At 36.7% G+C, this 26,561-nt stretch carries 26 protein-coding genes; 5 read left to right on the top strand and 21 right to left on the bottom strand.

Translation table 11 applies throughout. The annotated features are described in order from the left end of the window. The first annotated feature begins 75 nt into the window (after nt 1–75). Nucleotides 76–1,305 (top strand): helix-turn-helix domain-containing protein, encoded by a 1,230-nt coding sequence (locus MKY29_RS19310; protein WP_340880573.1) that lies wholly within the window; start codon nt 76–78, stop codon nt 1,303–1,305. Between the two features lie 788 nt (nt 1,306–2,093). On the opposite strand, the gene MKY29_RS19315 is transcribed toward MKY29_RS19310, so the two are convergent. From MKY29_RS19315 to MKY29_RS19335, 5 genes are all read right to left on the bottom strand, one after another. Further along, a complete protein-coding gene (locus tag MKY29_RS19315; RefSeq protein ID WP_340880574.1) occupies nt 2,094–3,653 on the bottom strand; it encodes a GNAT family N-acetyltransferase in 1,560 nt (519 codons plus the stop codon). A gap of 15 nt (nt 3,654–3,668) precedes the next feature. Beyond that, complete coding sequence (locus tag MKY29_RS19320; RefSeq protein WP_340880575.1) at nt 3,669–4,778, bottom strand: ABC transporter permease; 1,110 nt, start codon at nt 4,776–4,778, stop codon at nt 3,669–3,671. Next, nucleotides 4,775–6,049: an ABC transporter permease gene (locus MKY29_RS19325; RefSeq protein ID WP_340880576.1), complete on the bottom strand. Its 1,275-nt coding sequence runs from the start codon at nt 6,047–6,049 to the stop codon at nt 4,775–4,777. Before MKY29_RS19325 ends, MKY29_RS19320 begins: the two co-directional genes overlap by 4 nt. Nucleotides 6,050–6,066: 17 nt before the next feature. Further along, entirely contained in the window at nt 6,067–6,996 is a 930-nt protein-coding gene (locus tag MKY29_RS19330; RefSeq protein ID WP_241597924.1) for an ABC transporter ATP-binding protein, read from the bottom strand. 315 nt (nt 6,997–7,311) lie between these two features. Further along, entirely contained in the window at nt 7,312–8,706 is a 1,395-nt protein-coding gene (locus MKY29_RS19335) for an L-cystine transporter (protein WP_093495606.1), read from the bottom strand. A 158-nt stretch (nt 8,707–8,864) separates the two neighbouring features. Between MKY29_RS19335 and cls the strand changes: the two genes are divergently transcribed. Continuing rightward, on the top strand, nt 8,865–10,319 hold the full coding sequence (cls, locus tag MKY29_RS19340) for a cardiolipin synthase (protein ID WP_241597926.1): 1,455 nt from the start codon (nt 8,865–8,867) through the stop codon (nt 10,317–10,319). A gap of 186 nt (nt 10,320–10,505) precedes the next feature. On the opposite strand, the gene MKY29_RS19345 is transcribed toward cls, so the two are convergent. From MKY29_RS19345 to MKY29_RS19365, 5 genes are all read right to left on the bottom strand, one after another. After that, a complete protein-coding gene (locus MKY29_RS19345; protein WP_340880577.1) occupies nt 10,506–11,351 on the bottom strand; it encodes a M15 family metallopeptidase in 846 nt (281 codons plus the stop codon). A 181-nt stretch (nt 11,352–11,532) separates the two neighbouring features. After that, a complete protein-coding gene (locus tag MKY29_RS19350) occupies nt 11,533–11,778 on the bottom strand; it encodes a hypothetical protein (protein WP_090566413.1) in 246 nt (81 codons plus the stop codon). A gap of 80 nt (nt 11,779–11,858) precedes the next feature. Beyond that, the gene (gene yidC, locus MKY29_RS19355; RefSeq protein WP_090566410.1) at nt 11,859–12,626 is read right to left on the bottom strand and encodes a membrane protein insertase YidC; all 768 of its coding nucleotides are present in this window, start codon (nt 12,624–12,626) and stop codon (nt 11,859–11,861) included. 79 nt (nt 12,627–12,705) lie between these two features. Next, a complete protein-coding gene (locus MKY29_RS19360; RefSeq protein WP_090566407.1) occupies nt 12,706–13,497 on the bottom strand; it encodes an AraC family transcriptional regulator in 792 nt (263 codons plus the stop codon). 113 nt (nt 13,498–13,610) lie between these two features. Then, entirely contained in the window at nt 13,611–14,498 is an 888-nt protein-coding gene (locus tag MKY29_RS19365; protein WP_340880578.1) for a diacylglycerol/lipid kinase family protein, read from the bottom strand. Between the two features lie 121 nt (nt 14,499–14,619). On the opposite strand from MKY29_RS19365, the gene MKY29_RS19370 reads away from it, so the two are divergent. Next, nucleotides 14,620–15,747: an MFS transporter gene (locus MKY29_RS19370; RefSeq protein WP_093495610.1), complete on the top strand. Its 1,128-nt coding sequence runs from the start codon at nt 14,620–14,622 to the stop codon at nt 15,745–15,747. A gap of 42 nt (nt 15,748–15,789) precedes the next feature. Here the strand turns inward: MKY29_RS19370 and MKY29_RS19375 are convergent, their stop codons facing one another. After that, the gene (locus MKY29_RS19375; protein ID WP_090566398.1) at nt 15,790–16,128 is read right to left on the bottom strand and encodes a hypothetical protein; all 339 of its coding nucleotides are present in this window, start codon (nt 16,126–16,128) and stop codon (nt 15,790–15,792) included. 262 nt (nt 16,129–16,390) lie between these two features. Between MKY29_RS19375 and MKY29_RS19380 the strand changes: the two genes are divergently transcribed. Next, nucleotides 16,391–16,882: a GNAT family N-acetyltransferase gene (locus MKY29_RS19380; protein WP_093495611.1), complete on the top strand. Its 492-nt coding sequence runs from the start codon at nt 16,391–16,393 to the stop codon at nt 16,880–16,882. A 17-nt stretch (nt 16,883–16,899) separates the two neighbouring features. On the opposite strand, the gene MKY29_RS19385 is transcribed toward MKY29_RS19380, so the two are convergent. The 7 genes from MKY29_RS19385 to MKY29_RS19415 form a co-directional block, all read right to left on the bottom strand. After that, nucleotides 16,900–17,373, bottom strand: a complete 474-nt coding sequence (locus tag MKY29_RS19385; RefSeq protein WP_241597932.1) for a DUF4064 domain-containing protein — start codon at nt 17,371–17,373, stop codon at nt 16,900–16,902. A gap of 331 nt (nt 17,374–17,704) precedes the next feature. After that, the gene (locus MKY29_RS19390; RefSeq protein ID WP_093495612.1) at nt 17,705–17,986 is read right to left on the bottom strand and encodes a GNAT family N-acetyltransferase; all 282 of its coding nucleotides are present in this window, start codon (nt 17,984–17,986) and stop codon (nt 17,705–17,707) included. Between the two features lie 33 nt (nt 17,987–18,019). Continuing rightward, complete coding sequence (locus MKY29_RS19395; RefSeq protein ID WP_340880579.1) at nt 18,020–18,988, bottom strand: ring-cleaving dioxygenase; 969 nt, start codon at nt 18,986–18,988, stop codon at nt 18,020–18,022. Nucleotides 18,989–19,207: 219 nt separating this feature from the next. Then, nucleotides 19,208–20,122, bottom strand: a complete 915-nt coding sequence (locus tag MKY29_RS19400; RefSeq protein WP_093495614.1) for a DUF1002 domain-containing protein — start codon at nt 20,120–20,122, stop codon at nt 19,208–19,210. A 90-nt stretch (nt 20,123–20,212) separates the two neighbouring features. Next, the gene (locus MKY29_RS19405; protein WP_090566380.1) at nt 20,213–21,073 is read right to left on the bottom strand and encodes a CvfB family protein; all 861 of its coding nucleotides are present in this window, start codon (nt 21,071–21,073) and stop codon (nt 20,213–20,215) included. Between the two features lie 490 nt (nt 21,074–21,563). Then, nucleotides 21,564–21,983 (bottom strand): transcriptional regulator MntR, encoded by a 420-nt coding sequence (mntR, locus tag MKY29_RS19410; RefSeq protein WP_241597944.1) that lies wholly within the window; start codon nt 21,981–21,983, stop codon nt 21,564–21,566. A 309-nt stretch (nt 21,984–22,292) separates the two neighbouring features. Beyond that, on the bottom strand, nt 22,293–22,571 hold the full coding sequence (locus MKY29_RS19415) for a late competence development ComFB family protein (RefSeq protein WP_333474083.1): 279 nt from the start codon (nt 22,569–22,571) through the stop codon (nt 22,293–22,295). Nucleotides 22,572–22,680: 109 nt separating this feature from the next. Here MKY29_RS19415 and MKY29_RS19420 point away from each other — a divergent pair, with 109 nt between their 5' ends. Continuing rightward, nucleotides 22,681–22,836, top strand: coding sequence for a lmo0937 family membrane protein (locus MKY29_RS19420; protein WP_139175992.1), 156 nt, complete (start codon nt 22,681–22,683; stop codon nt 22,834–22,836). Between the two features lie 41 nt (nt 22,837–22,877). Here MKY29_RS19420 and MKY29_RS19425 read toward each other — a convergent pair whose 3' ends face one another. The 3 genes from MKY29_RS19425 to MKY29_RS19435 are packed head-to-tail and all read right to left on the bottom strand — an operon-like array spanning nt 22,878 to nt 26,467. Next, on the bottom strand, nt 22,878–23,993 hold the full coding sequence (locus MKY29_RS19425; protein WP_093495615.1) for a GNAT family N-acetyltransferase: 1,116 nt from the start codon (nt 23,991–23,993) through the stop codon (nt 22,878–22,880). A 19-nt stretch (nt 23,994–24,012) separates the two neighbouring features. After that, nucleotides 24,013–26,109, bottom strand: coding sequence for a heavy metal translocating P-type ATPase (locus MKY29_RS19430; RefSeq protein ID WP_340880581.1), 2,097 nt, complete (start codon nt 26,107–26,109; stop codon nt 24,013–24,015). Further along, a complete protein-coding gene (locus MKY29_RS19435; protein WP_340880582.1) occupies nt 26,093–26,467 on the bottom strand; it encodes an ArsR/SmtB family transcription factor in 375 nt (124 codons plus the stop codon). The genes MKY29_RS19430 and MKY29_RS19435 overlap by 17 nt, the downstream gene beginning before the upstream one ends. Nucleotides 26,468–26,561 lie beyond the last annotated feature (94 nt).

Here is a 26,561-nt window from a genome sequence, read left to right on the forward strand (position 1 = left end):
AACAAAGAATAACATTATTATCCTTTCAATTCAACTAAAAGTTTAATATAATTAAACTTAATAAGAGGTGAAAAGATGTCCACATTAGGCGAACGCATTCGTACATTACGTAAACAACAGAAACTGACGCTTGAAAATTTAGCAGGCACAGAGTTAACTAAAGGCATGCTCAGTTTAATAGAAAACAACAAAGCAAATCCTTCTATGGAAAGCTTAAACTATATCGCTTCACAGCTTGGTGTTGAAGTAACTGAGTTACTGGAAGAAATAAGCGGACAAGAGTTGCGAAATGTAATAGATCAAGCAGAATTATTACTCAACACAAAGAACTATGAGTTTGCAGATGAAATTGAACAGGTAAAAAATCTAATAGAACCATATATACCAAAACTAACTCAGGGATATGAGGCAACGCGATTACTCGACATTTACGGAAGATGCTTAGCTTATTCTTCTCCTGACGAATCTGTAGCATTGCTGAAGAAGGTTGCAAGAATGTATGAAGACTTGCACTTGATAACTAAAAGCGCTGACATAGGGAGAAATCTTGCAATAATTCCATTTATGAATCATCACTATCAAGTAGCACTGGATGTTTTATTAGAAGAACGAAAAAAACTGGAAGACAATCCACTTTGGGTTGATCCATTATCACGCATGGATTATGACTATTTAGAAGCAGTACTTTACTTTGCAGTTGGCAAAAATGAGGAGGCCATTCAAGTGATGAATGATGCCATTCTCTATTGCAATGAACATAAAATATTTAAACAAATAGATAATCTATTTAGACTAGCATCAGCACATGCAATGATGGAAGGAAACATAGAAAGAAAAGATTATTATTTAAAAAAACTGGAAGCCTATAGCGAATTTGCGGATGATGAGGATTCTAAAGCTTTTATACATTATGCTAATCTACATTACTTAAATACATACAAAAAAATGTATATAGAGGCAGATGCTTTATACCATAAATTCTCACTTGACCAGGTAAATATAAATTTATTTACTCACTACTTCCAACTTGAAAGAGCTAAAACTTTATACGGATTAGGAAGAGTTACTGAGGCATTGGAGAAATTTATAGAGGTGAAAATTCCTGACGTCGTCCACCATCCAATCGATTTATCTATTTTCTATGAAAAGGATGCATACATTGCATTATGCTATCTAGAACTAAACCAAGTTGAAAAGGCTGTATTTGCTGTAAAAGTTGCAATGACCAACATTGAAAAGATGCCAGACACACCATATAAAAAATTTATCCATACTACGCATGAGAAAGTAATGATGCGTTTATAGGGGGATCAGATTATTAATGAAAGAAAAGAGGATGGGACAGAAGTAGAAATTATATTGGATAAGGAGAAGCTTTACTAAATAATGGATATTTAATAAAATTGATTGGAATGGAGGGGCGACTCCTACGGGAATAGCGTGACGCCTGAGACTACAGGCTCAGGCCACGCCCGTGGAAAGCGTCCCTGGAATGGAAATCAATTTTGTGCACAGCAAAAAAACAGCATTTTTCTCTATGAGAAAAATGCTGTTTCGGGGTTCTGTCCAAGCCTCTTATTTTTATATATACTTCGTAGCCGTTGTTTTCCGTTACGGCGGACGCTTTCCTGGGGGCACGGGTCGAGCCTGTAGTCTCTCCCACGCGCTTGTCCCCTAGGAGTCGCCGCCTTCACTCCAAACAACTAATATCTCTTCTATATCAAGTAACCCCTGCATAATTTCAAGTTTAAAAAAGGACAGCTTCTGTTAAAATTTAAGTATCCTACTACCAAATTCTAAATGAAAGAACTAATTCGTCAGGAAGCGATTTTTATCGACGGTACAAAAATAGAAGCGAACACCAATAAATTCACGTTTGTCTGTTAGAAGTCCGTTAAAAGCATCATTCTATCCTTATTGGTGAGAGGGTAAATCCTTGTCTCCATATTTCCAAAATAAAGTGAAAAACGTGAAATTGAGTTACTGATTTCACGTTTTTCAAATTCATAGACTAATTTTGTCCCTGCCACTTTTATTATTTGGACCTCATACTAAAAAGTTTGTTTTCAAAAGGCGTAAGAAATTATACAAAATTAATAATGATAAGTACGGTAATTGTCCAGCCAATCCATAAACTTCACCCATGCAACTTCAAAATCTGGTTGAATACAGGATACCTGCAGTAGATTCTTTGCGATTAAGTAATCGCTTTTATAGTGAAGATCGAATCCGGACATTCTTGCGTCCTCTGCTAGGTGTGGAAAATTATCCTCTTTCCATGTAAATATCATCGGATAGTGATTATCTGAAAGTAATTCAATCCCATGCTTGTACACTTCATCTTCGATAAATTGCATGCGACTATGCAATAAATTGTACCTCATTCCATTTTCATAGGCCTTTAACGCAACTTCTAAACTATGTACAAACTGAGAAGGCATCGTAAAAGGTGTCGAATTATTCACGCTCAGTCCCAGATCTAAATACGAAGGGATATCACTGCTCGATGTTATCTCGGTGTTTGCAAATACAAAAGCTAAACCGCTCATTGTTCCAATGGCTTTACCGCTTACACCTGTTGCGAGATATACTCCTTCCAAGTTAAATGGAAGTGCTCCAAATGAACTTACACAATCCATACAAAGCAATACATTATAACGGTTACATAAGACCTTCATTTCTTCCAGGCTATTTAACATACCAGTAGATGTTTCGCCATGAACCATTAAAAGCCAACTATAAGCACCTGTGGCAAGCTTTTCTTCTATTAACATTAGATTATGTGGGCTTCCCCATTCAAAAGACGACACATCAAAAGATAAACGCCAACGTTCCGCTTGTTTTTCCAACCGGTCACCAAAGGCACCATTTTTCACGATTAAGCCCTTCTCTCCTAACACATGTATCTGTGCAATCATCGCCTCATTTGCAAGCGTACCACTACCTAACAACAAATGGGTATACTTGGCTCCACTCATTGACAGTAGGTTTTTCTTCACTCTTTCTAGCATGACCTTAAACTCATGTGTTCGATGTGATATAGGCCTAACTGTAAATGCTTGCTGAATTGCTTCAGACTGCTGTACAGGTCCCGGGTAAAAAGAATATCTTTTTTGTTTAAATCGAGCAGCAACAGAAAGCTCAAACCGATCCCTTGTTAATACCATCGGAATATACTTTGCTTCCTCCGTTCCTACAGGGTCTGCAAACGGTTCAAAGCCAAGCTGATTATATAGTTTCTGTTCCCTTACCGTACCAGATATTACCGCTGCTCCATATCCATTTTCATAAGCATAATCGGATAGAGCACGTGCAAGGTAATAAAACACTCGCCCATTTCGATGTGCTTTATCCACCGCCAGCAATCGTACTTCACATAGCTGTCCGTTTAATGCATCCTTTGGCAGAAATTCCTCCACTGAACCAAGCTTTAAATCTAAAGAAAAGGGACGGGTAGCTTTAAATGCCACCATCCCTGCTAGCTCCTGATCCTTTAGTACAATAACATATACGTTTTCATGATGGAACGCATCGACCCGCATTCCACTAGGATCGGGCTCATGTTGAGGTATCTCCTCCACAAACGTTTCATAATTCAGTCGTGCAATCGCTTCAAACTCTTTTTCTGTACGTGCAATTTTACACCAATACATCCCTATCTCCCCTATCTATTCGCTGGAATGATAGCGTTCCGTTCTTTTTTCCAATAAAGTAATCCCTACCACTAATAGTACTACTGCAATACCTACCATCATACTAACATACGTCCAAACACTACTTAAAGTTCCCTCGTATACCGTTACTCGTTTCATAGACTCCATTGCATAATAAATAGGAGAAATCCATTTCATCGCAAGTAACCCTTCTGACTGAACTATTTCTAGAGGCCAGTACGCCCCACCAATCATTGCAAAGGCTACTGCTACAAGTGAAATAATAATACTGCTCTGACTTACTGTTTTCACTAAAGAAATAACAAAAACAGAAAACGCCATTACAAGCAATACATAGAAAGCAGCAATGATTATTACTTTCCAAAAACCATCGTACATATTGGTCCCTAACACATAGCGGAAAACGAACAGGACTAACAGCATTTGAACAAACCCAATAATATAGCTAAATGAAAGATGACCAAAGTATAATTGGAATCTACTAATCGATGCTAGTTTCAATCTGTTCCATACACCTGTGCGCTTATCATCCAATATAAATTGAACATTAATAGACACCGTATAAAAAACAAAAAATAACATAAAACCAAACAAGCTTTGAAGAGCATTATCGTAACGAAAAACCTCTGACTCATCCATTGCCTCTGTTTGTAAGTGGAATGCTTGTTTTTCTTGCAGACTCACTTCTAAATCAGACCATGCACTCTCTCCACCTGCCAAGATTACTTGTTGCTTAAAGCTTGCATCGCTATAAGCCGATTCAACTATAAGAGTTAGATTTCTCACACTATCTGAATCTGAGGCAGAAAAAATGGTGTAGGATGCTTCTTTCAACACAATTCCGATCATTCGAATATCTTCTTTTGCTTTTTGTTTTAACTCCTCTTCTGTAGTTTCTCTAAGGGAATATCCTCCCTCTTCTTTTAGTCTTTCTAGTACGGCAATACTCAGCTCAGAGTCATCCACTGCTACTGATACACTCATCTTCCCATTACTAGTGCCACCTACCAAATATGCCATCACCAAGGTCATTACCGTCATCATAATTAAAACGGTAGGCTTACGTATTAAGTTTTGAAATCTAGCAATCCATATTCCCGTCATTCTGTTACACCTCTTCTCGGAAAGAAAACAATGGAAAGTAATACGCACACAACGACCAGTAAATATATTGCAAACATAAATGGCCAAATAACTGATAAATCTTGACCTTTTTGTATAGATAGTATGGCGGACATCGTTGCACCATTGGGAGTTAAATCCCCAATTTTCCCAAGTATTTCTGAGATGTCTCGAATGTTAAAGAAAGATCCACCTAGGAAAGAAAATACTGTAATGAATATCCCGTTGAATACATTTGCAATACCTTCTGTTTTTGTTCGAAACTGGAGAGTTGTCATTAAAGCTGATAATGCACCAACAAATACACTATAACTAATAACAATAACCGTCAATCCTTCTAAACTGATCCATTCTATCCCTAATACAAACATACCAAATAAGAGCATAATAGCTTGTTGGATAAAGGCTACAAGAGTTCCTGTGAAGAAAATCGAAAGTGTGTATAAAATAGGAGAGACTCCAGCCAATAAAATACGGTCATATACTTTCCACTGCACTTCCTGCAGAGCAAAGCCTGCTAGAAAAGCAGGAATATATAACGCAAACATCACTAGCATCCCAACGGTGTAGTAAATAGATGCAGGAATCTTCCGCTCATTAGACTCTAAAACCTGTTCTATTTTCTCAACACTATTGACACTACTCATTACTTTCTCGGGTGATAAACCTACATCTAAAAGGGCCGCTGATTGCGTATATTCACTTTTCCAATCAGCTAGTACTGATTCGATTATGGAAGCACGAATGTCATTATCTTGGTTTAAGTATAAGGATAGTTCTGCAAAGTCAGCGTTGTTAAAGTACACCGATTTAATATAATTCAGTCGGAAATTAGATGGTATACTTAAAATGCCATCTATGTTTTTATCCTGCCGAGTCACCTTTAAATCGACTGTCTGTTTATAGTCCGTTGCAATATATTTTTTCATTTCATCTGAGGTCAAAATAGTGTTTTTCAACAATTCGACTGGATCACTATTTTTAAACTGACTAAGTAAAGCATCCATAGGTGGTCCTGTAATTCCCTCTTGTTCTAGAAAGAGTTTAATTGCTTCTTCCTCTTGAACCCAGGATGAATCATCTACTATAAGTAAATTTGCTTGAATAGCCACTTCTTCTCCACCATCCATCATACTTCCTAATGCATTTGAAAGAATGGTTATTAAAACGAGTGGCATAACTAACAAAATAATCAACGGTTGCTTATTTCGTATAAGCATTTTCATTTGTTTTATAATTAAACTAAACAGCATGACTCAGGTCTCCTCTCTTAATCTCTCAGTGCTTTTCCAGTCAAATGCAAAAACACATCTTCCAGAGATGGCACTTTGACAATCGCAGAGGTTATCACTACATTATTTGCAGCAGCAATCGCAAAAATAGTAGCTAATGGCTCTTCACTTTTGGACATTGAAATCGTTAGTATCTTTTCTTCTATTCGGAGGGTTGCTTTTGGAAAGCGTTCACCTAGAGCCTTTTCAAAATTTGCAGTAAATAAGTCCGCTTTCAACTCAATGGTTTGGTTATCTGAGACCAGCTCTTTAAGCTCCTCTTTTGTACCATAAGCAATTATTCTGCCCTGATCCATAATATAAATTTTGTCACATAGCATTTCTACTTCTTCCATGTAGTGACTAGTATATAAAAGTGTCATTCCCTCTTCTACAAAATGTTTAACTGTTTCTAAAATATACGTCCTAGATTGAGGATCAATCCCGACAGTCGGTTCATCCATAATTAGCATAGAAGGTTTGTGTAAAAGAGCCGCCCCAATGTTTAAACGTCTTTTCATACCACCTGAAAAGGTTTTAACTATATCCTTTTGTCTATCAGACAATCCAATTTTCTTTAGGACTTCTGTTATCCGTGTTTCTAAAAGTTCCCCTTTCAACCCATATATTCTTCCGAAAAAAGCCAGGTTTTCTCTAGCAGAAAGCTCAGGATATAGGGCAATTTCTTGAGGAACTACCCCTAATGTTTTACGCAATGGCTCAGGATTTTTTGAAATGGACTTATCATCCCATAGAACATCTCCACTTGTTGGTATGACTAAAGAGGACAACATAGAAATAGTCGTCGATTTCCCTGCACCATTAGGCCCTAATAGTCCAACTGATTCCCCCGCCAATAGTTCCATGTTTATTTCTCTTACAACTTCCTTTGTTTTAAATTTTTTGGAAAGACTTATTGCTTGTAGCATTCTCCCATCTCCTTACAACCTAGTTAAATCGATTATAGCAAACTACTACACCATATTATGTAAAAGTTTTTTAAATATTTCGCATTTAGATAGTGTAATGGCTGGGTTCGAGAATTTATTTTAAACATAAAAAAACGGGCAAAAGACGCCCGACTTTAAAAACAGAATCATAGATATAATGTTGATTGTAGCGAAGGACGGATGCTTTCCGTGGAGGAGGCTCGGTCTCGCCCGCCGAAAGTGTCCACAGGATTACTCTTTCTTTTAAAGCTAAAAAAAGCCATCCTTTGAAAGGATAGCTTTTCTAATAATATTTTATGCTTCTTCAGTTACTATTTTACTTAAAGGTGTATTATATAGGTCCTTATCTAATTCCCCAGTGATTTTCGCAGTTGCGACACCAGCAGTCATTGAACCACTTACATTTACTGCTGTACGTCCCATATCTATTAACGGTTCAACAGATACTAGAAGCCCTGCTAATGCAACCGGTAAATTTAATGCAGATAGAACAAGGATTGCAGCAAATGTTGCGCCGCCTCCAACTCCTGCAACACCAAAGGAACTAATTGCGACTACTGCAACTACAGTTAGGATGAACATAGGATCTAATGGATTGATACCAGCTGATGGAGCTATCATAAATGCTAGCATAGCCGGGTAAATTCCGGCACAACCGTTTTGACCAATAGATAACCCAAACGATCCAGAAAAGTTAGCAACTCCTTCTGATACACCCATTTTAGTCGTTTGTGCATTAATATTAATCGGTAATGTTCCTGCACTTGATCGTGAAGTGAATGCAAAAATTAATGGTTCTGCTGCCTTTTTAACATACGTAATTGGATTTAATCCAGATAGCGTAATGATTAATAAATGGATAGCAAAGACTACTGCTAACGCTACATAAGAAGCAAGAACGAACTTACCTAAATTATAAATTGCACCAAAATCTGATGTCGCAACGGTTCTTGCAATAATCGCTAAAATTCCGAACGGAGTTAAGCGAAGTACTAGCGTTACTACTCGCATAATTAGTTTGTAAACTGCATCAATGCCAGTTTTAATAATAGCTGCAGTTTCTTTCTCTTTACGAGCTAATCCTAAATAAGCAAAGCCTAAAAATGCCGCAAAGATAACAACACCGATAGTTGACGTTGGACGTGCTCCTGTAAAATCTAAAAATGGGTTTGCAGGTAATAAGTCTAGCATTTGGTCTGGAAGTGCTTTATCTGCAACTTCTGCAGAGCGACCTTCATAGTATTCTGCACGTTCTGTTTCTGCATCCCCTTGAATGATTTGTTCTGCATTCAAATCGAATAATGCCGCAGAGCTAATACCAATAACAGCAGCAATGGCAGTTGTTCCTATTAAGAAACTTAAAATAATTGCCGCCATTTTACCAAAGTTTTTACCAATCGTAATTTTTGTAAACGCCCCTAAAATAGAGATGAATACCAATGGCATAACGATCATTTGTAATAATTTTACGTAACCAGTACCAATCAGATTGTACCAAGGAACTGTTTCTGCTAATACTTCCGAATCTACCCCATAGGCAATATTCAATATTAACCCAAGTAAAATACCCAATCCTAGTGCTGTAAATACACGCTTCGAAAAGGAAACATGTTTTTTTTGCATTATGATTAATACCCCAACTAAAAGCAGTAAAGCTACAATGTTAAGAATAATAAATAATAAATTCATATAAAGACCTCCATCTTTTGTGCTCACCATATAATAATACTTTTATCCCTATTGGTCAAGTAGGAATTACTTTCTACTTAATATATGTCTACCCTACTTTCTTTGAGACAAATCGGCTATACTAGAAATAAATAAACAGGCACCGGGGGGGTGAAAATTTGATAGCAAGTTTTTATGGTATTATCGTTTCCGGCATTCTAATTTTAAATATTTCTTTGGCGATTGCTCTAATATTTTTAGAACGTCGAGATGCCTCTGCTACTTGGGCATGGATTCTAGTCCTTTTCTTTATTCCGATCTTAGGCTTTGGTATTTACTTATTGTTTGGAAGAAAGCTAAGAAAAAAAACATTATTCCGTTGGGAAGGAAAAAACAAGATCGGTATCGATAAGCTCATTGAATTTCAAATGGAAGCTATTGAAGACGACTCATTCGATTTTCGTTTAGATGATGCTATGCACTACAAAGAGTTAATCGTCATGCATTTACATAATAACCAAGCTGTCTTAACTCAAGACAATAAAGTAGAAATTTTCATCGATGGACGAGAGAAGTTTGATGCACTCATTCGCGATATTGAACATGCAAAGGATCATATCCACATTCAGTACTATATATTTCGATTAGATTCACTTGGTCAACAAATTTATCAGGCATTGTTAGAAAAAGCAAAACAAGGGGTAAAAGTAAGAATTTTATACGATGATACTGGATCGCGTTCTTTAAGAAAGAAGCATTTTAAAGAACTTATTGCGCTGGGTGGTCGTGTAGAAGCATTTTTCCCTTCTATCTTCCCACTAATCAATCCACGTATGAATTACCGGAACCACCGAAAAATTGTCGTAATTGATGGAAGAATAGGGTATATCGGAGGGTTTAATGTTGGCGATGAATATCTTGGGCTAAAAAAGAAATTTGGATATTGGCGCGATACGCATTTACGTATTGAAGGTAGTTCAGTCCATCCGCTCCAAACTCGATTCATTCTCGATTGGAACCAAGCCTCAACAGAGCATGATATCGAGTACTCTGACATATTTTTCCCAGCTATTCCGATGAAAGGTTCCGTTGGTTTACAAATTGTTTCAAGTGGACCTGATTCCGAATGGGAACAAATAAAAAATGGGTACCTTAAGTTAATTATGATGGCTAAAAAATATATTTATATACAGTCTCCATATTTCATCCCAGATGCTAGCTTCATGGACACGTTACGAATCGCATGTCTTTCTGGTATTGATGTAAGAATCATGATACCAAACAAACCTGATCATATTTTTGTTTACTGGGCAACTTATTCATATGTTGGGGATTTAATAAAAGCTGGAGCTAAAGTGTATATTTACCAAAATGGGTTTTTGCATACCAAAATGATTGTTATTGATGATGAGGCTTCTACGGTGGGAACCGCAAATATTGATGTGCGAAGTTTTAAATTAAATTTTGAAATAAATGCATTTATATATGACCGTGAAACTTCTCATCAGTTAGCTGAATTATTTGAAGAGGATATGAAGTTATCCACGGAGATGACTATGGAAGTATACGAAAGTAGATCTAGAATTATTAAATTTAAAGAGTCATTAGCCCGTCTGATTTCACCAATACTTTAATAAAACTACAAATTACCGAAAAATCCTTTTAAGAATAAGACCTGTTTCTATCGTTTTCAGCAGCATGCTTAGGACATTCTTGTCGCTTCATAATTATCTTATGATATTTTTATAAATAATATTATTCTTCCAAAAAAGAGGTTTCCAGAAATGGAAACCTCTTTTCAATATTCTTATTCTGGTCACTTAGAGATCCAAGAACTCTTCTAAGGTTACGTTTGCTTCATACACTTGAACAGCTAATTCTTCACCAACATACCGGAAGTGCCAAGGCTCATACATATAGCCTGTAATTTTTTCTGATCCATTAGGATAACGCATGATAAATCCGTACTTATGGGCATTGGCAGCCACCCACTTCCCGGCCTCCGTTTCACCGAAGCTTTCCTTCGCAAAATGTTGCTCAAAGTGTTGCTCTCCTATATCAAAGGCTAGTCCCGTTTGATGTTCAGAATAGCCAGGACGTGCGCTATAACGATCTGCAGCATCTTGACCGTCATTCGTCACATAACGATCATACAACTGAGTTTGATAGTCAAAAGATCGATATGTACTGAAAGCTATAAGGTCATAGCCAGACAAAGTTGCCTCAGCAGCCATTTCTTGAAATGCTGCTCTTGCCTCTTTGCTTTCACCAGGGGCATAGGTCGGGGGAAGAGGATACTTTTTGCTAGCGATTAGTACACCGTTTACTATTGTGGGTTCCTGAGGCAATACTTCATTTCCAACATAGCCCTTTGCACCAGACATATCTACTTCTTCTATAACAGGCTCTTCTTTAACAGGAACATCCTGTTTTGGTTCTTCAACAATAGGTTCTTCTATAATAGGTTCTTCTGTTTTATCTACAACTATCGTTTGTTTACCCTCTGTAAGATTACGAAGTTCCTCTATACTCTTATCGATACTCCATTGATTCATCCCTACCCAAACTACAATTACTCCTATCAGTAGTCCTGCAATAGTTCCAGAAACAATATATGGCCATTTTTTTTTCTTTTTTTCCTGTAACAAATTATATCTTGACTGCATATTTTTGGACTTCCTTCTTTCTTATTACGTTATTTCTAGTTTACCATTTTTCCAATAACTATTCTCGTATTCAAATTAAACTAACCAAAATAATTATAACCATCCTTCTCGATAATTGAATCCTCCTAAATAAGTAAAAGCGCATCTACCCACGATAGGTAAATACGCTCTTATTTTCTTATTAAAAAAATAGCAGAAATAACACAACAAAAAATAGGACAATAAACAATATGGACATACCCTTCATCCATTTTGCCTCTTTAACGAATCCTTTTTCTTTAAAGCTGATCGCTCGGAAGCCATTACTTAATGCGAAGATTGCCGTCATAAATAAGACAGCCATATTAATATTTCCTTTAATAATAAATACCAATGCAGAAATACTGACCGCTGCGATAAGTAGGCCAAAAATCCAATTTCTTTTCATTCCTATACACCTCCTATGAAGAGCGCTGGAAGTCTGGACACTCAAGAAAAAAACGAAGCAACAAGCGCTTCGTTTTAATGTTATACAGATTCTTCTGCTTTTTCTGGATGATTCGAGTAAAATTTACGCCCCAAATATGTTTGGAATATTAATAATAGTCCACCGACAGCCCAATAAACCGGCAATGCAGCCATCGAACTAAAGGAAATAAACATAATCATAATAGGTGAAATATAAATCATCATCTTCATTTGTTTCTGCTGCTGCTCTGGTACTGTCCATAATGAAACTTTCGCTTGGATGAAATAAACTGCTCCAGCAATTAATGTCATCGCAATATCTGGAGAACCTAAGTTAAACCATAAAAATGGATGTGTTTTAATATCGTCTGAATAAAGAATTGCAAAATACAATCCCATAACAATAGGCATCTGAATAATCATTGGCAGACAACCCATGTTTAGTGGGTTTACCCCATGCTTACGATATAACCCCATCATTTCTTGTTGTAGAGCCATTTGCTGTTCTTTATCTTTTGTTTCTTTTAGTTTCTTTTGGATTTCGTCCATTTCTGGTTTCAGCTTGTCCATTTTTTGTTTCATGCCTTGTTGGTTTTTATAATTTTTAAGCATTAAAGGCATAAGAACAAGACGAATAAGTACAGTAATCGCGATAATCGCTAAACCATAACTACCATTGAACATTTCTCCAAAGAAATGTATAAGAAATTCAAAAGGTCGAACAAAAATATTATAAAAAGTACCTTCTTTGTTTTCTACTCCAGAGCACCCACTAAGCACTAATGCCGCAAATATAAGAATAGAAAATAAACTAATCTTCTTTTTCATGTCTATTCACCTTCACTCATCAAACTATAAAGAAGTATACCTTACTATGAAGCTATTTATCAAATATAACCCAAAATATTTAACCCGATTGTTGTTCATTAGGAAAATTATAATTAAAACTTGGATATTCTTGGTTATCACGATATTGCTTCGGAGTTAGTCCTGTATACTTTTTGAATATGCGAGTGAAATAGCTTTGATTACAAAAATGAAAACTATTCGAAATATCGGATATAGCCTTATTTGTATTTCTTAAAAAGTACTGACATTCTTCTACTTTACGAACATTTAAATATTCCACAAGAGTAACACCCGTATGCTCTCTAAAGATTCGAGAAAGATGACTAGTACTTATATTGAAATATTTAGCAATATCCTCTACTGTTAAATTCTTTTCTATTTCATCATTAATATAAAGAATGACCTTGTTTACTGTTTGATGCCCAAATGACGGTTTCTTTCTTTCCGTTATTACCATCACAAAAAACTCTACCAGCTCATCCGCGCATAGTAAAAATTGTGCATCACTCATTTTCGTCTCAATTGTTTCTACACATGCAATATTAAAAGCCATAACCTTATCAGTCGGTACTTGACTTTCGTGTAATTTTCTCGCCATGACAGCTGATAGTTGTATGTAGTAATATTTTACGTTTAGAATCATATTTTTACGTGTTCTAGCTATTATTATATCTATTATGCTTCTCAAAATTTGTTTTGCTTCCGTTAATTCAAAGGAAAACATTTTTTGAAATAGCTGTTCTTCTAATTCTAAGAAGAAATCTAAACCCTCTACTTTTGTTGTCACACCAGTTTCTCTATTATATATTTTGGAAAAATTTTCTAAAAATTGCTTCTCTACAGTCCTCATATGTACCTCATTTTCCTCGTTTTAGGTCTTTTTAATCATAATATCCTATTAGGTATGTTGTATCAACCTATATCATTATCCTGGAAAATAAAAGTTATTTCAACTATTACGTATTAGTTTTTTTGAGGAATTAACATTTTTATATGCTTAGGTAATACTTTAATTTCTAATGGTGTGCAGTCTCCTTCATCCCCATCCACATTACAATACAATGGGTTTTCTGATTCTATTAACACACTGCTTGTTTCAATCACTTCAACTCCATTATCCTTATCTAGATTTCCCAATAATATTTTAGCGCCCATTCTTGCTATAGAAGTAAGTCCTGCCTGTTTTATAATATAAATATGTAACTTTCCATCATTTACCTCAGCTGAGTTTACCATCTTTTCAAACCCACCTACTGAATTCGTTAACGCCACTAGTAAAAGCAAAGGCGTTCCCTTCCAAATACCTGAATCGTGTGTAATTGTCATTTCTACTTCTTCATCCGATATAATAGCTTTCATACCTTCTAAAAGATAAGCAAGTGAGCCCATTTTTGTTTTTTGTTCAACAGTTGCTTCTGCTACACGGCTAGCTAATTCACCGATTGCTACTATATTCATAAAATATTTATCACCTATCTGACCAATGTCAACCATTTGTGTGTGAGTCATTTTCACCGCTTCAATGGCTAGGTGAGGGTCTAATGGAATTCCTAGTGCACGTGCAAAATCATTTACTGTGCCAAGTGGAATAAATGAGAATAAAGGACGATGCAGTTGTTCTGCAAGACCGTTTACTACTTCATTTATTGTCCCATCTCCACCCATCGCCAGTAAAAAGTCTATTTTTTCTGCGCAGGCCTCTTTGGCAAATACCGTTGCATCATTTTGTTTTTCTGTCTCCTTAATGATAACTTTATATCCTAATCCTTCTAATACATTAATAGTGGTTTCTTTATACTGCTCTGCATCTGCTTTTCCAGAAGATGGATTATAGATAAACATTGCCTTCATATGATTTCCTCCTAGCATATTTTGTTTGTTACAAATTCCCTTTTTCGATAATATTAAAACCTTTATACTATTAATAACTGTTAGACTTAAGTAAAGATCACTATAGAAATGAGGAGCTGCGATGCACTTTTTTATATATATTATTATTTTTTTCTCGTTCTTCGACTTATTTTCCCAATTACCAATTATGAGTCCCTTTGCCGAATCGCTTGGTGCTACTCCCTTTGTAACAGGTTTAGTGGTAGGAATGTACTCCCTTTCGAATACAATTGGTAATATTGTTTCAGGATTTTTAACGGATAGAAAAGGACCCTTTTATATCCTCATCATCGGTTTGTTTTCGACGAGCATCTCGTTATTCCTTTACCAATTTGCCAGCGATCCTGTTGGGTTATTAGTTATACGTTTTTTACATGGTTTAGTTGCTGGACTAATTGTACCTGCAGCGTTTACTTATTCGGCCAATAAAACTTCAAAGGATAAACGTGGCAAAGGGGTAGCACTATCTGGGGCATTTGTAGGACTTGCCGCAATTGTAGGTCCAGCAACTAGTGGGATACTCGCTAGCAAACAAGGTGAAGTATTTGTTTTAGGGATGACAGGTTCCATTATGCTTGTATTAAGTATATTATCTTTAGTTTTGTTAAGAAAAATAGCTATAGAAAGGGAGGATAAGGTAGATTCCTCACCATACTCAGTGCGCTCCATTTTTCAACAGAATGGAATAATAAAGTCATTTGCAGGTGCGTTTTTCTTAATGTTCTCTCAAGGGGTATTAGCTTATATGCTACCTCTAAAGGTATTACATCTGGGGTTTGACACTAAAACAAGTGGGTTACTTTTAAGTACGTTTGGTTTTGTTGCTATTCTAGTGTTTATACTTCCGATAAACCGAATATTCGACCGAGTGAAGCCGGTCTACACACTTGCTTTTGGGATGTGTATCATGGGAATCAGTATGCTATTACTTGGACATACAGATCCACTGAGCATACTTTATGTCTGGATGGCTTTATATGGAATAGGGTTTGCGTTTCTATTTCCTTCTATAAACTCACTTTTAATCGATTCAAGTGAACAGGCATATCGCGGAAAGGCTTATGGCTATTTCTACGCATTCTTTTCTATTGGAGTCGTTGTAGGATCAAGCATTACAGGTTTTCTGGAACTAGATGCCACCGGCGGATTTACGTTGACAGGAGCCATATTGATTACCGTGTCTATTTTGGCACTTGCCTGGAGGAAATAATAAAAACAGGGTGTGGTTATACACACTCCTGTTTTATTAGCACTATAATGTTATTTGATCATTAAGGTTAGGTTTCTTTTCTACATCTTCAATATCCTTGGAAGACTTCTTCGACTTTTCCTGTACTTCTTCATTATAGTACTGAACGCTTGTCATAGCCCCTTCATCTACCATATTGTTATCTGGTATATCGTGAGGATCAGGATGTCCCGCTCCCGTTAAATCAGATTTTTGGTGTTTCTGCGAGTCTATGTAAGCATTCACTTTAGATTTTGTATTATTAAATGCTACCATTGCTTTATCACGATTCTCTTTTTTCCTAAAATAAGCATAAGCACCTGCTGCTAATCCTGCTAATAAAAGTGATTTGTTTTTTGCCATCATAATAACCTCCAAGTTTTATATATAATCTATATACCCTACTATGAATAAATTCACACCTAATTTTAAGTAGATTTTAATCTTAAAATATCGAAAACACTACTATATGGCTCAGAAGGTTTATACTTTGTCATTCCTAAAAAGGAATAGTTTACCCAATTATATTACATTTTGATTTCTAATTGATATTAATTCTATATATTTGTAGAAGATTAGAGTTATTTTTGTTATGATTACAAAAAGAATTCAGAGGTGATTTCAAATGATTAGGGCGACTACGTTAGATGATATTTCGATGATTCAACAGATCGCAAAGGTCAGTTGGAACGATACATATAAAAACATTATACCTATTGACATACAAACGCTTTTTTTAGAAAAAGCTTATTCCCCTATGATGCTAGTCAAAAGAATAGAAAAAACTATTTTCTTAGTCGCTGAATATGAAGGTAAGCCTATTGGTTTTGCCAATTTTACATATGTGGACGAAGACGGCGACGCGGAACTAACTGCAATTTATGTATTGCCAGAGTACAAACATATTGGTTATGGAAAAAAACTATTATTGGCGGGGCTAAATGAGATGCCAGCTGGTCGACAACTATTTGTTTACGTTGAAAGCGAGAATGATAGCGCTCGTCATTTTTATGAAAATTTCGGTTTTGAGTGTTTAGAAGAATTCGATGAATACTTTGAAGGACATCCTTTAACTACTGCAAAATATGTATATCTATTGAAAACACCGGCCTATTAGGTCGGTGTTTTTGTTATTTAAAGTGTTTTCTCTGTAGTATAGTATTCTTCTTGCTCCGCTAGTTGCACAGGTGGTTTGCGGACAAAACACAAGATTGCTGCAATGTACAATAGAATTGATGTCGGCGATAGTATACCTGCAAATAAGCCTGCTATGATAAACATAATTCCTGCTAATTTCGGGTTTTTATTTTTTGAAATAGAAATAATTCCAATAACATTCAAGATTAAGCTAATTACAAGAATGAAAACAAATACCCAACCAAATATGCTAAACGCATCAATAACTGCAGGCATATTATCGTTTATAATTTGTAAATCCGTTTCTGTCATGGTTGGATCCTCTGCAATGATATCTTGGAATTCACTATTGAATAATTCATCATTCATTGCGTTACTTCCAGTTACCACTAAAATTGTTACTAAAATAATACTAAGTAATGTCATAATTGCACTAATGACACCTAATGCTATTTCTCCTGTACGTGACATAAAGTTCAGTCCCCTCATTTTTATATGTTCCTTTTAATTCTACGATAAATACTTAAAAAAGTTTCGTATAATTTTAATGTCCCCTCCGTGAAACTGATTAAACTTGTTTAAAAAAATATGAACATGGGTACTAATACTAATAGACTACCAATGAGAAATGAGAGGATGAGATTTCATGGAGAAAAAGTTAATTTTTAACCAGTCAGATTTCCTTTATACGTTAGCAGGTGCATCGGCATTAACAGGAATTCTAGTATTTTTTACACAAATTTAATATGGTCATCATAAAAAGGCAATCCTTTTCTATTTAGAAGTGGATTGCCTTTTTGTTTTATGCTTTTACATCATCATATTCATCAGATTTCGAGAAAGCCGCTACTACGTACGAGCAAACCGGCTCCATCTTTAGCTCCTGCTCTCTCGCATAAGAAGCAGCGCTATCTAATAACTTTTTAGCAACTCCCTGACCTCTCAACTTATCAGAAACATATGTGTGATCCATCACCATTACATCCCCAAGTAAGGTCCAGGTAATTTCCCCAAGTCTTTCTCCCTCTTGAATATACTGATACGCATAAACATCATTTCCTAATTCTTTGAGTTGAAGTTCCATCTTTAACCACTCCTTTTCTGAATTTTAGCATATTTATTTATTGATTGATAGCGGACGCAACTTTGCTTCAATTTCCACTCTCCTTGATTCTAAAAAAGGAGGTAGAGCTAGTGTTTCTCCCAAATTCTCCAATGGTTCATCCGTGTCGAACCCCGGCTCATCCGTAGACAGTTCAAATAAAATACCATTCGGTTCTCTGAAATAGATTGCCTTGAAGTAGTATCGGTCCACTAATCCAGATGTCATAAAGCCGTTTTCGCGTAAACGCTCCTCCCATTTCGGATAATCCTCCAACGAAGGAATTCTAAAGGCTACATGATGTACACTACCACGTCCAGGACGCTCCATCGGTAAATCAGTTCGTGTCTCCAAATGAACCTCTCCAGCAGGACCACCTTTACCTGTTGTATAAACTTGGATATGTGGCATTTCTTTGATGTCGGAAGGATAGGAACCTGCTAACTCAAATCCAAGTATTTCTGTTAATACTTTTATTGTAGCGGTTGATTTTCGAACAGTAAGCTTTATCGGACCTAAGCCAATAATTGCGTTATCAGCTGAAATTTCCTTCCTTACCCATGCTTCACCATAAGGTATTCCAGCTCCATTATCGACAACTAGCATATGTCGTGCACCCTCAAAGTCTTCAAAGTAAAGCGTCTTACGACCAAATCGTTCAGTTATGGAGTCATGTGGTACATCAAACTTCTCAAATCTACTTTTCCAAAATTGTAGAGCTTTCTCGCTTTTGACACGGAAACCTGTGTTACTAATACTAGATACACCAGGATATGTTCGTCCTGCTTGCGGTATGTCAAAGTATGTCATATCTGTACCAGGTGTACCTACCGCATCTGCGTAAAATAAATGATAGGATGACGGGTTATCCTGATTTACACTTTTTTTCACTAATCGCATTCCTAATATTCTTGTATAAAAGTCATGATTTTTATCGGCGTCAGCAGTTATTGCTGAGACGTGGTGGATTCCCGCTAATCTCATTTGTCTACCTCCTAATGAATTTATCTTGAAGTCGAGATATATTAACTTAATAATATCAAATAATCTATTTTTGTGCAAATAATAGCACATAGGCTTCGCTTTAGAAGATTGCCACCTGCGAGAGAATAGGGGCTATACGAGAGTGAGCATATCCCCAAATTATTCCACCGAACAAAACAAAGCCCTCCTATCAATTGTTTAAGACGGAGGGCTCACATATTAGTTGAAGATTGAGCGAATAGAATCTATTAAATCGCTAAAGAAGTTTTTGACACTTTCCCAAAATCCTTCATTGTCGACTATTTCTCCAATCTTGTCTTCAATTGTTTTACTTAAATCATTCAGTTCATCTGACCATTGACTGAAATCGATATCTAGTTGACGAATGCGGTCCATTAAATCGATTAGCAGCTGACGATCTTTATCCGAAAGCTCAATTTTTAGATTGGCTAATTGCTCGGAAACGATTTTCTCCACTTCTTCTCGGGAAACTGGGTTTTGTTCAGCAATTTGCTTTTTAATTTCTGTTAATAATTCACTTACTTTTGCTTCATCAATACCCGCATCTTTTGCTAGATTAGTAGCAATTGAAAGTTCATCATTTGCCACATCTGTGCGTTCTGGATCTAGTTTTTCACCCGTAACCTCATATGCTTTGTATATCCCTACTAGGGCTGAATGGCCAGTTACAGGCTTAGGTGCAGCGATTTCTACTACTGCATCCTGAACTCCTGCTGTTAGCATTGCATTAGCATACATCTCAGAAGTTACCTCGGTAATATCATCTGGTGTAACAATGCTTATCACTAGACCTTTCCCTGCATCTTTACGAGTGATTTTAGCAGAAGAGAACATTCTTGCAGATGCGTCTCCATCCTGTAAGTACGTTGCTAGGTCCTTACCAGTTACCTCTATTTCTTGAACATCTGATTTATCTGTTATTTTCAAACTTTTCTTTACACTTTCTTTTTGTTCAGCAGTTAGGTTTCCACCATATACCACGATAGGTGCACCAAACTTTTCGTTTACGACTTCTTCAGTGGAGCCATCTGAATCTGCCAATGAATAAGTAGGTGCAATGATCATACCAATTAATAACATCGCTGTAATGAATGGCAACAATAATTTCTTCATTCTATTAACCCCTTTCTCTTCCATTCCCTCAATAATACGAAAACAGGAGTAAAAAGTTCCGACTAATCGATTCTCTTTACTCCGTATGAATTACATTTTCAATTGTGTCCAGCCATCTTCTTGTACAATTTTTTTATCTTTCATAAGTTTACCTAAGGCGCGTTTGAACGCTGCTTTACTCATGCTGAACATTTCTTGGATTTCGTCTGGAGACGACTTGTCTGTAAATGGCATTTTACCGCCGACATCATTTAGGTAGCGGAATATAGATTCTGCATCGTCCCCTAAACGTTCATGTCTACGAGGCAGTAGTGATCCATTCAGTGATCCATCCTCTTTCACATCAATAATGCGAACAGTCAAATCTTCACCTAATCGCGGTTCATTAAGGCGTTCTGATTCATGAACAAAAATTCGATAGTTTTCTGGAAAACTTAACAAAAAGGTACCTACAGGAAGTAAGCGGTATGCACGTGCTTGAAGATTCTGATTGAATAATGTCGTTGGAGCGTCAATATACAATTCCTCTACACGGTCTTCTGTTGCTAAACGACCGAATAACTCACCATCTTTATCTGTGCGGAGAGTCATATATAAATGATCACCAACAGCTGGCCATAATTCTTTTATTTTCGGTAGATCGTCTTCTTTCACCTGAACTTCCTTGGACGTACCAATGTCGACGAAAACACCTTCTCTATCAGCTACTTTAATAACCCGAGCCCAACCGTATGTGCCCTTTTGGATAGATGGAAGCTGCGTTGTAGCAGATAAATTGCCTCGTCTGTCCACAAACAAGAATGCTTCAATTGTGCCACCAACTTCTAAGTCCTCCGGTGCTTCTGAAGCATTTAGCGGAATGTCCATTCCATCATATGCTAAAATCCATTTCGATCCGTCTTGTTCTTTCACTTGTAACTTTACTATTTCTCCTGATGCTGTTCCTATCAAAATTACCGCTCTCCTTCTGACCAAATATGGTACTGATCTTACCCTGTTTCATTAGATTTATAGAACGCTTTGTCAGCTCAGATAAACAATGATACTTTATCTAGCTTTTGTAACACTGCTCCACCCTAACTTACCGACAATGTTTGTCCAAACTACAGCGGCTTTATTACCGTTCCTTATATCATGAACTTTCAAAAGAACATTATGTGCTACTTCCCCTATAACCGATTCGTCTAAATCGTAAACAACAAATGCAAATGCATCCCCACTAAAGTGTGAAAAAAACCTTTATTATCAATTACCTCATATAATACTGAAGAAAACGTTTTACAACACTCAGAAAAACTCAACCCTTTTTAGGTTGTATGTATAACCCTATTTATATTCTAAAATGCACATATCCAAACCATGTAATTCTTTCATTTTTTCTAGATTCCAAGCCAATACATCAAGATTTGTTTCATATTGCTTACTATTTATTGTCGAAAGATTACTCACTATCTGGGTCTTGTAATTCTAAAAGCTTTGACTGTAATGCTGGGTTCTCCTCTAAAAATAATACTAAATCCGCAATACGGTCGATGGAGTTCCAGCTTAAATGATGTTCAATTCCTTCTACATCATTGTAAATATTCTCTTCTTTAACACCAATGATCCGTAAGAAATCTTCTAAAAGTTCATGTCTTTTCACCAATTTTTTGCCAAGTTTCATTCCTTTTGCGGTAAGAGTTAGTCCCCTATACTTTTCATATATTAAGAAGCCATCTTTATCTAGTTTTTGAACCATTTTTGTTACGGAAGATGGTAATACAGACAATGCTTCTGCAATATCAGACACGCGAGCATACCCTTTCTGCTCGATTAACAAATAAATTTGTTCGATATGGTCTTCCATGCTTGGTGTTGGCATATATATCTTCCTTTCATCTCTGCTCTATATATTTTACTACAATGAAGACTCTATCACAATTATAGATATTTTTTCCTATATACCTTATGAAAATTCCAAGCATCTACGTCAGCCCCTATAACTTTCTTCAGCAACAAGCTGAACGCTGGAACAATTGCTGAATTACTATTAAGGAACTTTTCACCTTTATTCGCAATTCTGAAGCGACTCTATGGGCTAGACGCTCGAACTGGACAGAAGCTGATTGAACAGCATTCACCTTTTAGTAACGAAACATATGAAAAACCTTATCAAATAAAGACAAGGTTTTTAGTGACGATGTGGATATTTCCCCACAACATAAATAGAATGAATAATTCTTTTGTTGATCCACTCTAAGTTTTCGGTTGTATTTAAACGTTCGAAAACAGCTGTTCTTCCTTTTTCTGTTGTAACGTAATGTGCCGGCAATGTATTTAAACTCAATGCGATAATATCTCGCTCGCATTGTTCACATTTGCAAAAGGTTTGGTATTCCGATCCTCTCATCATTACTCTGACAAGACTATGAACTATTTCTTGCATCACATTCGTAAGCAATGACAACACTCCTTTCATGCATTTAAAAATGGAAGCATGTTTAATACTATACCCAAAAGGGTAACTTGTTAATATCAATATTACTGGTAAATAAAAAAAAAGAGAGGATGATATTCAGATGGGTAAAATTTTATGGGGAATCATCGTTGTATTAATCGTACTTTGGTTACTTGGTTTAGTATTGAAGATTGGCGGAGGGCTTATTCACGCACTATTAATTATCGCAGGTATCATCTTCGTAGTTCAACTAATCAGCGGAAAACGATCACTGTAGGGAAAGGTGTTGCCAAATCGGCAACACCTTTTATTATATCTTTATATGGATTCTCTTACATAAGCATATATACATGTATTCCTTAACTTCTTCCCATCCGCAGATAAAGAATCTTTTTGCAGGACGCCTTCCAGTGTAAATCCAGCTCTTTCTGCAACAGAGCGGCTTCGGACATTTTCACTATCACAACGAATTTCTACTCGATTGGCATGTAGTTCCTCAAATGCAAATTGAGTGATACGTTCACATGCTTCCGTCATTAGTCCTTTTCCTTCAAACTTACTATCAATCCAATAGCCAATTTCAAATTTCCTAACGTCCCAATCAATTCGATGTAATCCAGAAGCACCTACAAATTCACCGGTATCTCTTAAATACAACTGAAGTCTTAAATCTTTTCGAGTTATAAAATCCGCCACTGCTTGGCGCATATTAGTAGTGATTTGCTCCAATGATTGTTTTTTTTGCGCCCAGTTCATCCACTCTTTTAGAGCTGCATCTGAATTGATTATCGCCTTCCAAATTTCTTCGGCATCCTCCACTTTAGGTGCCCGTATCAACAAACGCTCTGTGTAAAATTCCTCGGGGAAGGTCAGTTCCTCTTTAACAGGTGCAGGTTTGTGAAAATCTTCATCCCATTTTACAGGTGTGGCAGTTCCTTTTAAGAAATCTTCTCGTGTCAGGCCATATGTTACTGCATCATAATAAGAATCCTCTTTAGGGGAGAACCAAGCTTGACGTAGCTGAGCTTCCTTGACAAATCCCGCTCGCTCAAAGGTTTTTCGCATCGCAAAATTATCTTGTCTTGTATGTCCTTCTAAACGAATTTTCGCTTCTGGCAATTGAAACACATATTCTGCAACAAGTTTTAATGCCTTTGGTCCATAGCCGCTACCCCTAGCATGATCAGCAATGCGCAAGTCAAAAAGGGGAATCTCATCTTGTAAATCATAAATTTTAACAAAACCAACTTTTTCATTTGATTCGTTTTCAATCCAAAAGGTTTTCACTTCATCCGATTGATATCCACCCTCTTCAATCGTTTTTTCTATTAGTTCTCTTGCTGGGTGTGAATTTCCATGAAACGGCCAACTATTTGTCGTCATGAAATGGATTAGCTGCTCTTGTTCTTCCATCGTCCATTCCGTAAGCTTCATATTCCCGCCTCCGTATGTGCTATTTGTTTACCTTTATAAGACGCAAAGAATTCAGCACTACTAGTAATGTAGCCCCCATATCTGCAAAGATGGCAATCCATAAAGTTAACCACCCAGGAATAATGAGGAGCAGTGCAATTATTTTTAATCCTAATGCAAACATAATATTTTCTTTAATAATATGCAATGCTTTTCGACTTAAACGGATTGTATAAGGTAACTTTTCTAGGTCATCTCCCATTAAAGCCACGTCCGCTGTTTCAAGTGCCGCATCTGTTCCTGCTCCACCCATTGCAATACCAACAGTTGCTGCTGCTAATGCAGGAGAATCATTAACACCATCTCCAACCATTGCAACCGTCCTGTACTTACCTATTAAGGATTTTATAGCAGAAAGTTTTTGTTCTGGCATTAGCCCCGCCTCTACATCGGTCATTCCTAGCTTCATCGCAATTGCGTTTGCTGTACGTTTGTCATCTCCTGTCAGCATAACAGTATGACGTATACCTGCTTTTTTCAGTTTTTCTAGTACAATCTTACTTGTTGGACGTACTGGATCTGCAACAGCTATAAACCCTTGATAAACACCATCTGCTGAAGCTAGCATGACTGTATTTCCTTCTGCTTGTAGTTGCTCAATTTTAGTTGTGACTTCAAATGAAACACTACTTATAGAGGAAATCCAACTAACACTTCCGACTGACCATTTCGTTCCTTCAACTACTCCCTCTGCCCCTTTACCGGTGACAGATTGGAATTGCTCGATTTCTATACTATCAATTTGCTCTTTTGCACCGTATTTAACGATAGCCTGAGCAAGTGGATGCTGAGAGTAATTTTCGATTGACATAACTTTTTGAATGAATTCTTTTGGTACATCTGCTTCTACATGTGTTACCTCTGGATATCCTTTTGTTAACGTACCTGTTTTATCAAATGCAATTGCTTGAAGTCGACCAATCTCCTCTAAGTGAATTCCACCTTTGATCAATACCCCCTGTTTCGCTGCATTACCAATTGCTGTTACAATTGCAACGGGAGTAGAAACTACTAATGCACACGGACAGCCTACTACTAAGACTGCAAGTCCTTGGTATATCCATGTTTGCCAATCAGCCCCGAAAATTGGAGGAACTGTAGCGACTAATATAGCAATCATAATAATCACAGGTGTATAATACTTCGCAAACTTATCTACGAACTTTTGAGATGGAGCTTTCTCCGCTTGTGCTTCTTCAACAAGATGGATGATTTTCGCTATGGTCGTGTCTTCTACTCGCTTCGTCACCTTTACTTCAAGAGACCCTTCTTCGTTTAGTGTGCCAGCAAATACTTCATCCTCTATCGACTTCATAACTGGCACGGATTCTCCGGTAATCGAAGCCTGATTGACTGCTGAAGTACCTTTTATAACGATTCCATCCATGGCGATTTTTTGTCCTGGTTTTACAATCAGCACATCATTTATTTGAATAGAGTCTGTATCAACCTCTATTAACTTGCCATTTTTGCGTATTGTTGCTGTTGGCGGTGCAATATCCATTAATTGACTGATTGACTGACGCGCCTTGTTCATCGAGTAAGCCTCTAACGCTTCACTTACCGCGAATAGGAATACTACTACAGCTCCCTCGCGCCATTCCCCAATTATCGCCGCTCCAATAATCGCAATCGTCATAAGTGTCTTCATATCAAAATAAAAACGTGATAAATTAACTAGCCCTCCTTTAAATAAGTCAAAGCCTCCCACTACTATAGAAACGATGAATAATCCTATTGAAAGCGGATGCGATTCCTCATAAACAAAAGATCCGATAATCCCTGATACTAAAAAAACAAAGGAAATAACCGTTAATACATTTTCTTTTCGTTTAAAGAAAGAAATTTTTTCTGGTTGACGCTGTTTGACAGTTGTCACTTTTATGCCATCGAATGCTCCAGCTTTTTCAATTTCCTCTACTGTTGCTTTTCCAATGACGGATACTTTAGATGCACCAAAATTAACCGTTGCATCTTCAACCTCAGGGAGGTTTTTAATGTTATGTTCAAATTTCATGGCACAACTGGCACACGAAAGATTCTCCAATCGATATTCTTGCTTAGCTGCTTTCCCCATCCTTTTCACCCTCTTCTATCGCATGTTCATATGCGAGCTTTACTAACGCATTCACATGATGGTCTGCTAACGAATAATAGACTTGTTTTCCCTTACGTTGTGATTTAGCTAGAGATATATCTCTTAAAAATCGTAAATGGTGGGATGCTGTCGCTGTCGACGAACCTATAATTTCTCCAACATCACAAACGCAAAGCTCTTCTTCTATCGTTAATGCATATGCTATTTTCAGTCTTGTTTCGTCTGCAAGGGCTTTAAAAATTTGAGCAGCCATTGCTAGTTCTGGCATTTGCTTCTTTACGGAAAGTACTACATCTTCGTTTATCTTTGTTACTTCACACATGTCTTTCGATTGCATATTTTCACCTCATTCAAATGATCGTTTGATTGATAACAGTATATGTTCAATAAATTCAAAACGCAACTTATTCAAATGTTTATTTGAATGTTTT

The organism is Psychrobacillus sp. FSL K6-2365 (assembly GCF_038003165.1).
Lineage (GTDB): Bacteria > Bacillota > Bacilli > Bacillales_A > Planococcaceae > Psychrobacillus > Psychrobacillus psychrodurans.

Excerpts from the sequence above, each read along its gene's own strand:
- MKY29_RS19310 (WP_340880573.1), top strand. The coding sequence starts at position 76 with ATGTCCACATTAGGCGAACGCATTCGTACATTACGTAAACAACAGAAA.
- MKY29_RS19315 (WP_340880574.1), bottom strand. The coding sequence starts at position 3,653 with ATGTATTGGTGTAAAATTGCACGTACAGAAAAAGAGTTTGAAGCGATT.
- MKY29_RS19320 (WP_340880575.1), bottom strand. The coding sequence starts at position 4,778 with ATGACGGGAATATGGATTGCTAGATTTCAAAACTTAATACGTAAGCCT.
- MKY29_RS19325 (WP_340880576.1), bottom strand. The coding sequence starts at position 6,049 with ATGCTGTTTAGTTTAATTATAAAACAAATGAAAATGCTTATACGAAAT.
- MKY29_RS19330 (WP_241597924.1), bottom strand. The coding sequence starts at position 6,996 with ATGCTACAAGCAATAAGTCTTTCCAAAAAATTTAAAACAAAGGAAGTT.
- MKY29_RS19335 (WP_093495606.1), bottom strand. The coding sequence starts at position 8,706 with ATGAATTTATTATTTATTATTCTTAACATTGTAGCTTTACTGCTTTTA.
- MKY29_RS19345 (WP_340880577.1), bottom strand. The coding sequence starts at position 11,351 with ATGCAGTCAAGATATAATTTGTTACAGGAAAAAAAGAAAAAAAAATGG.
- MKY29_RS19350 (WP_090566413.1), bottom strand. The coding sequence starts at position 11,778 with ATGAAAAGAAATTGGATTTTTGGCCTACTTATCGCAGCGGTCAGTATT.
- yidC (WP_090566410.1), bottom strand. The coding sequence starts at position 12,626 with ATGAAAAAGAAGATTAGTTTATTTTCTATTCTTATATTTGCGGCATTA.
- MKY29_RS19360 (WP_090566407.1), bottom strand. The coding sequence starts at position 13,497 with ATGAGGACTGTAGAGAAGCAATTTTTAGAAAATTTTTCCAAAATATAT.
- MKY29_RS19365 (WP_340880578.1), bottom strand. The coding sequence starts at position 14,498 with ATGAAGGCAATGTTTATCTATAATCCATCTTCTGGAAAAGCAGATGCA.
- MKY29_RS19370 (WP_093495610.1), top strand. The coding sequence starts at position 14,620 with ATGCACTTTTTTATATATATTATTATTTTTTTCTCGTTCTTCGACTTA.
- MKY29_RS19375 (WP_090566398.1), bottom strand. The coding sequence starts at position 16,128 with ATGGCAAAAAACAAATCACTTTTATTAGCAGGATTAGCAGCAGGTGCT.
- MKY29_RS19380 (WP_093495611.1), top strand. The coding sequence starts at position 16,391 with ATGATTAGGGCGACTACGTTAGATGATATTTCGATGATTCAACAGATC.
- MKY29_RS19385 (WP_241597932.1), bottom strand. The coding sequence starts at position 17,373 with ATGTCACGTACAGGAGAAATAGCATTAGGTGTCATTAGTGCAATTATG.
- MKY29_RS19390 (WP_093495612.1), bottom strand. The coding sequence starts at position 17,986 with ATGGAACTTCAACTCAAAGAATTAGGAAATGATGTTTATGCGTATCAG.
- MKY29_RS19395 (WP_340880579.1), bottom strand. The coding sequence starts at position 18,988 with ATGAGATTAGCGGGAATCCACCACGTCTCAGCAATAACTGCTGACGCC.
- MKY29_RS19400 (WP_093495614.1), bottom strand. The coding sequence starts at position 20,122 with ATGAAGAAATTATTGTTGCCATTCATTACAGCGATGTTATTAATTGGT.
- mntR (WP_241597944.1), bottom strand. The coding sequence starts at position 21,983 with ATGCCAACACCAAGCATGGAAGACCATATCGAACAAATTTATTTGTTA.
- MKY29_RS19420 (WP_139175992.1), top strand. The coding sequence starts at position 22,681 with ATGGGTAAAATTTTATGGGGAATCATCGTTGTATTAATCGTACTTTGG.
- MKY29_RS19425 (WP_093495615.1), bottom strand. The coding sequence starts at position 23,993 with ATGAAGCTTACGGAATGGACGATGGAAGAACAAGAGCAGCTAATCCAT.
- MKY29_RS19430 (WP_340880581.1), bottom strand. The coding sequence starts at position 26,109 with ATGGGGAAAGCAGCTAAGCAAGAATATCGATTGGAGAATCTTTCGTGT.
- MKY29_RS19435 (WP_340880582.1), bottom strand. The coding sequence starts at position 26,467 with ATGCAATCGAAAGACATGTGTGAAGTAACAAAGATAAACGAAGATGTA.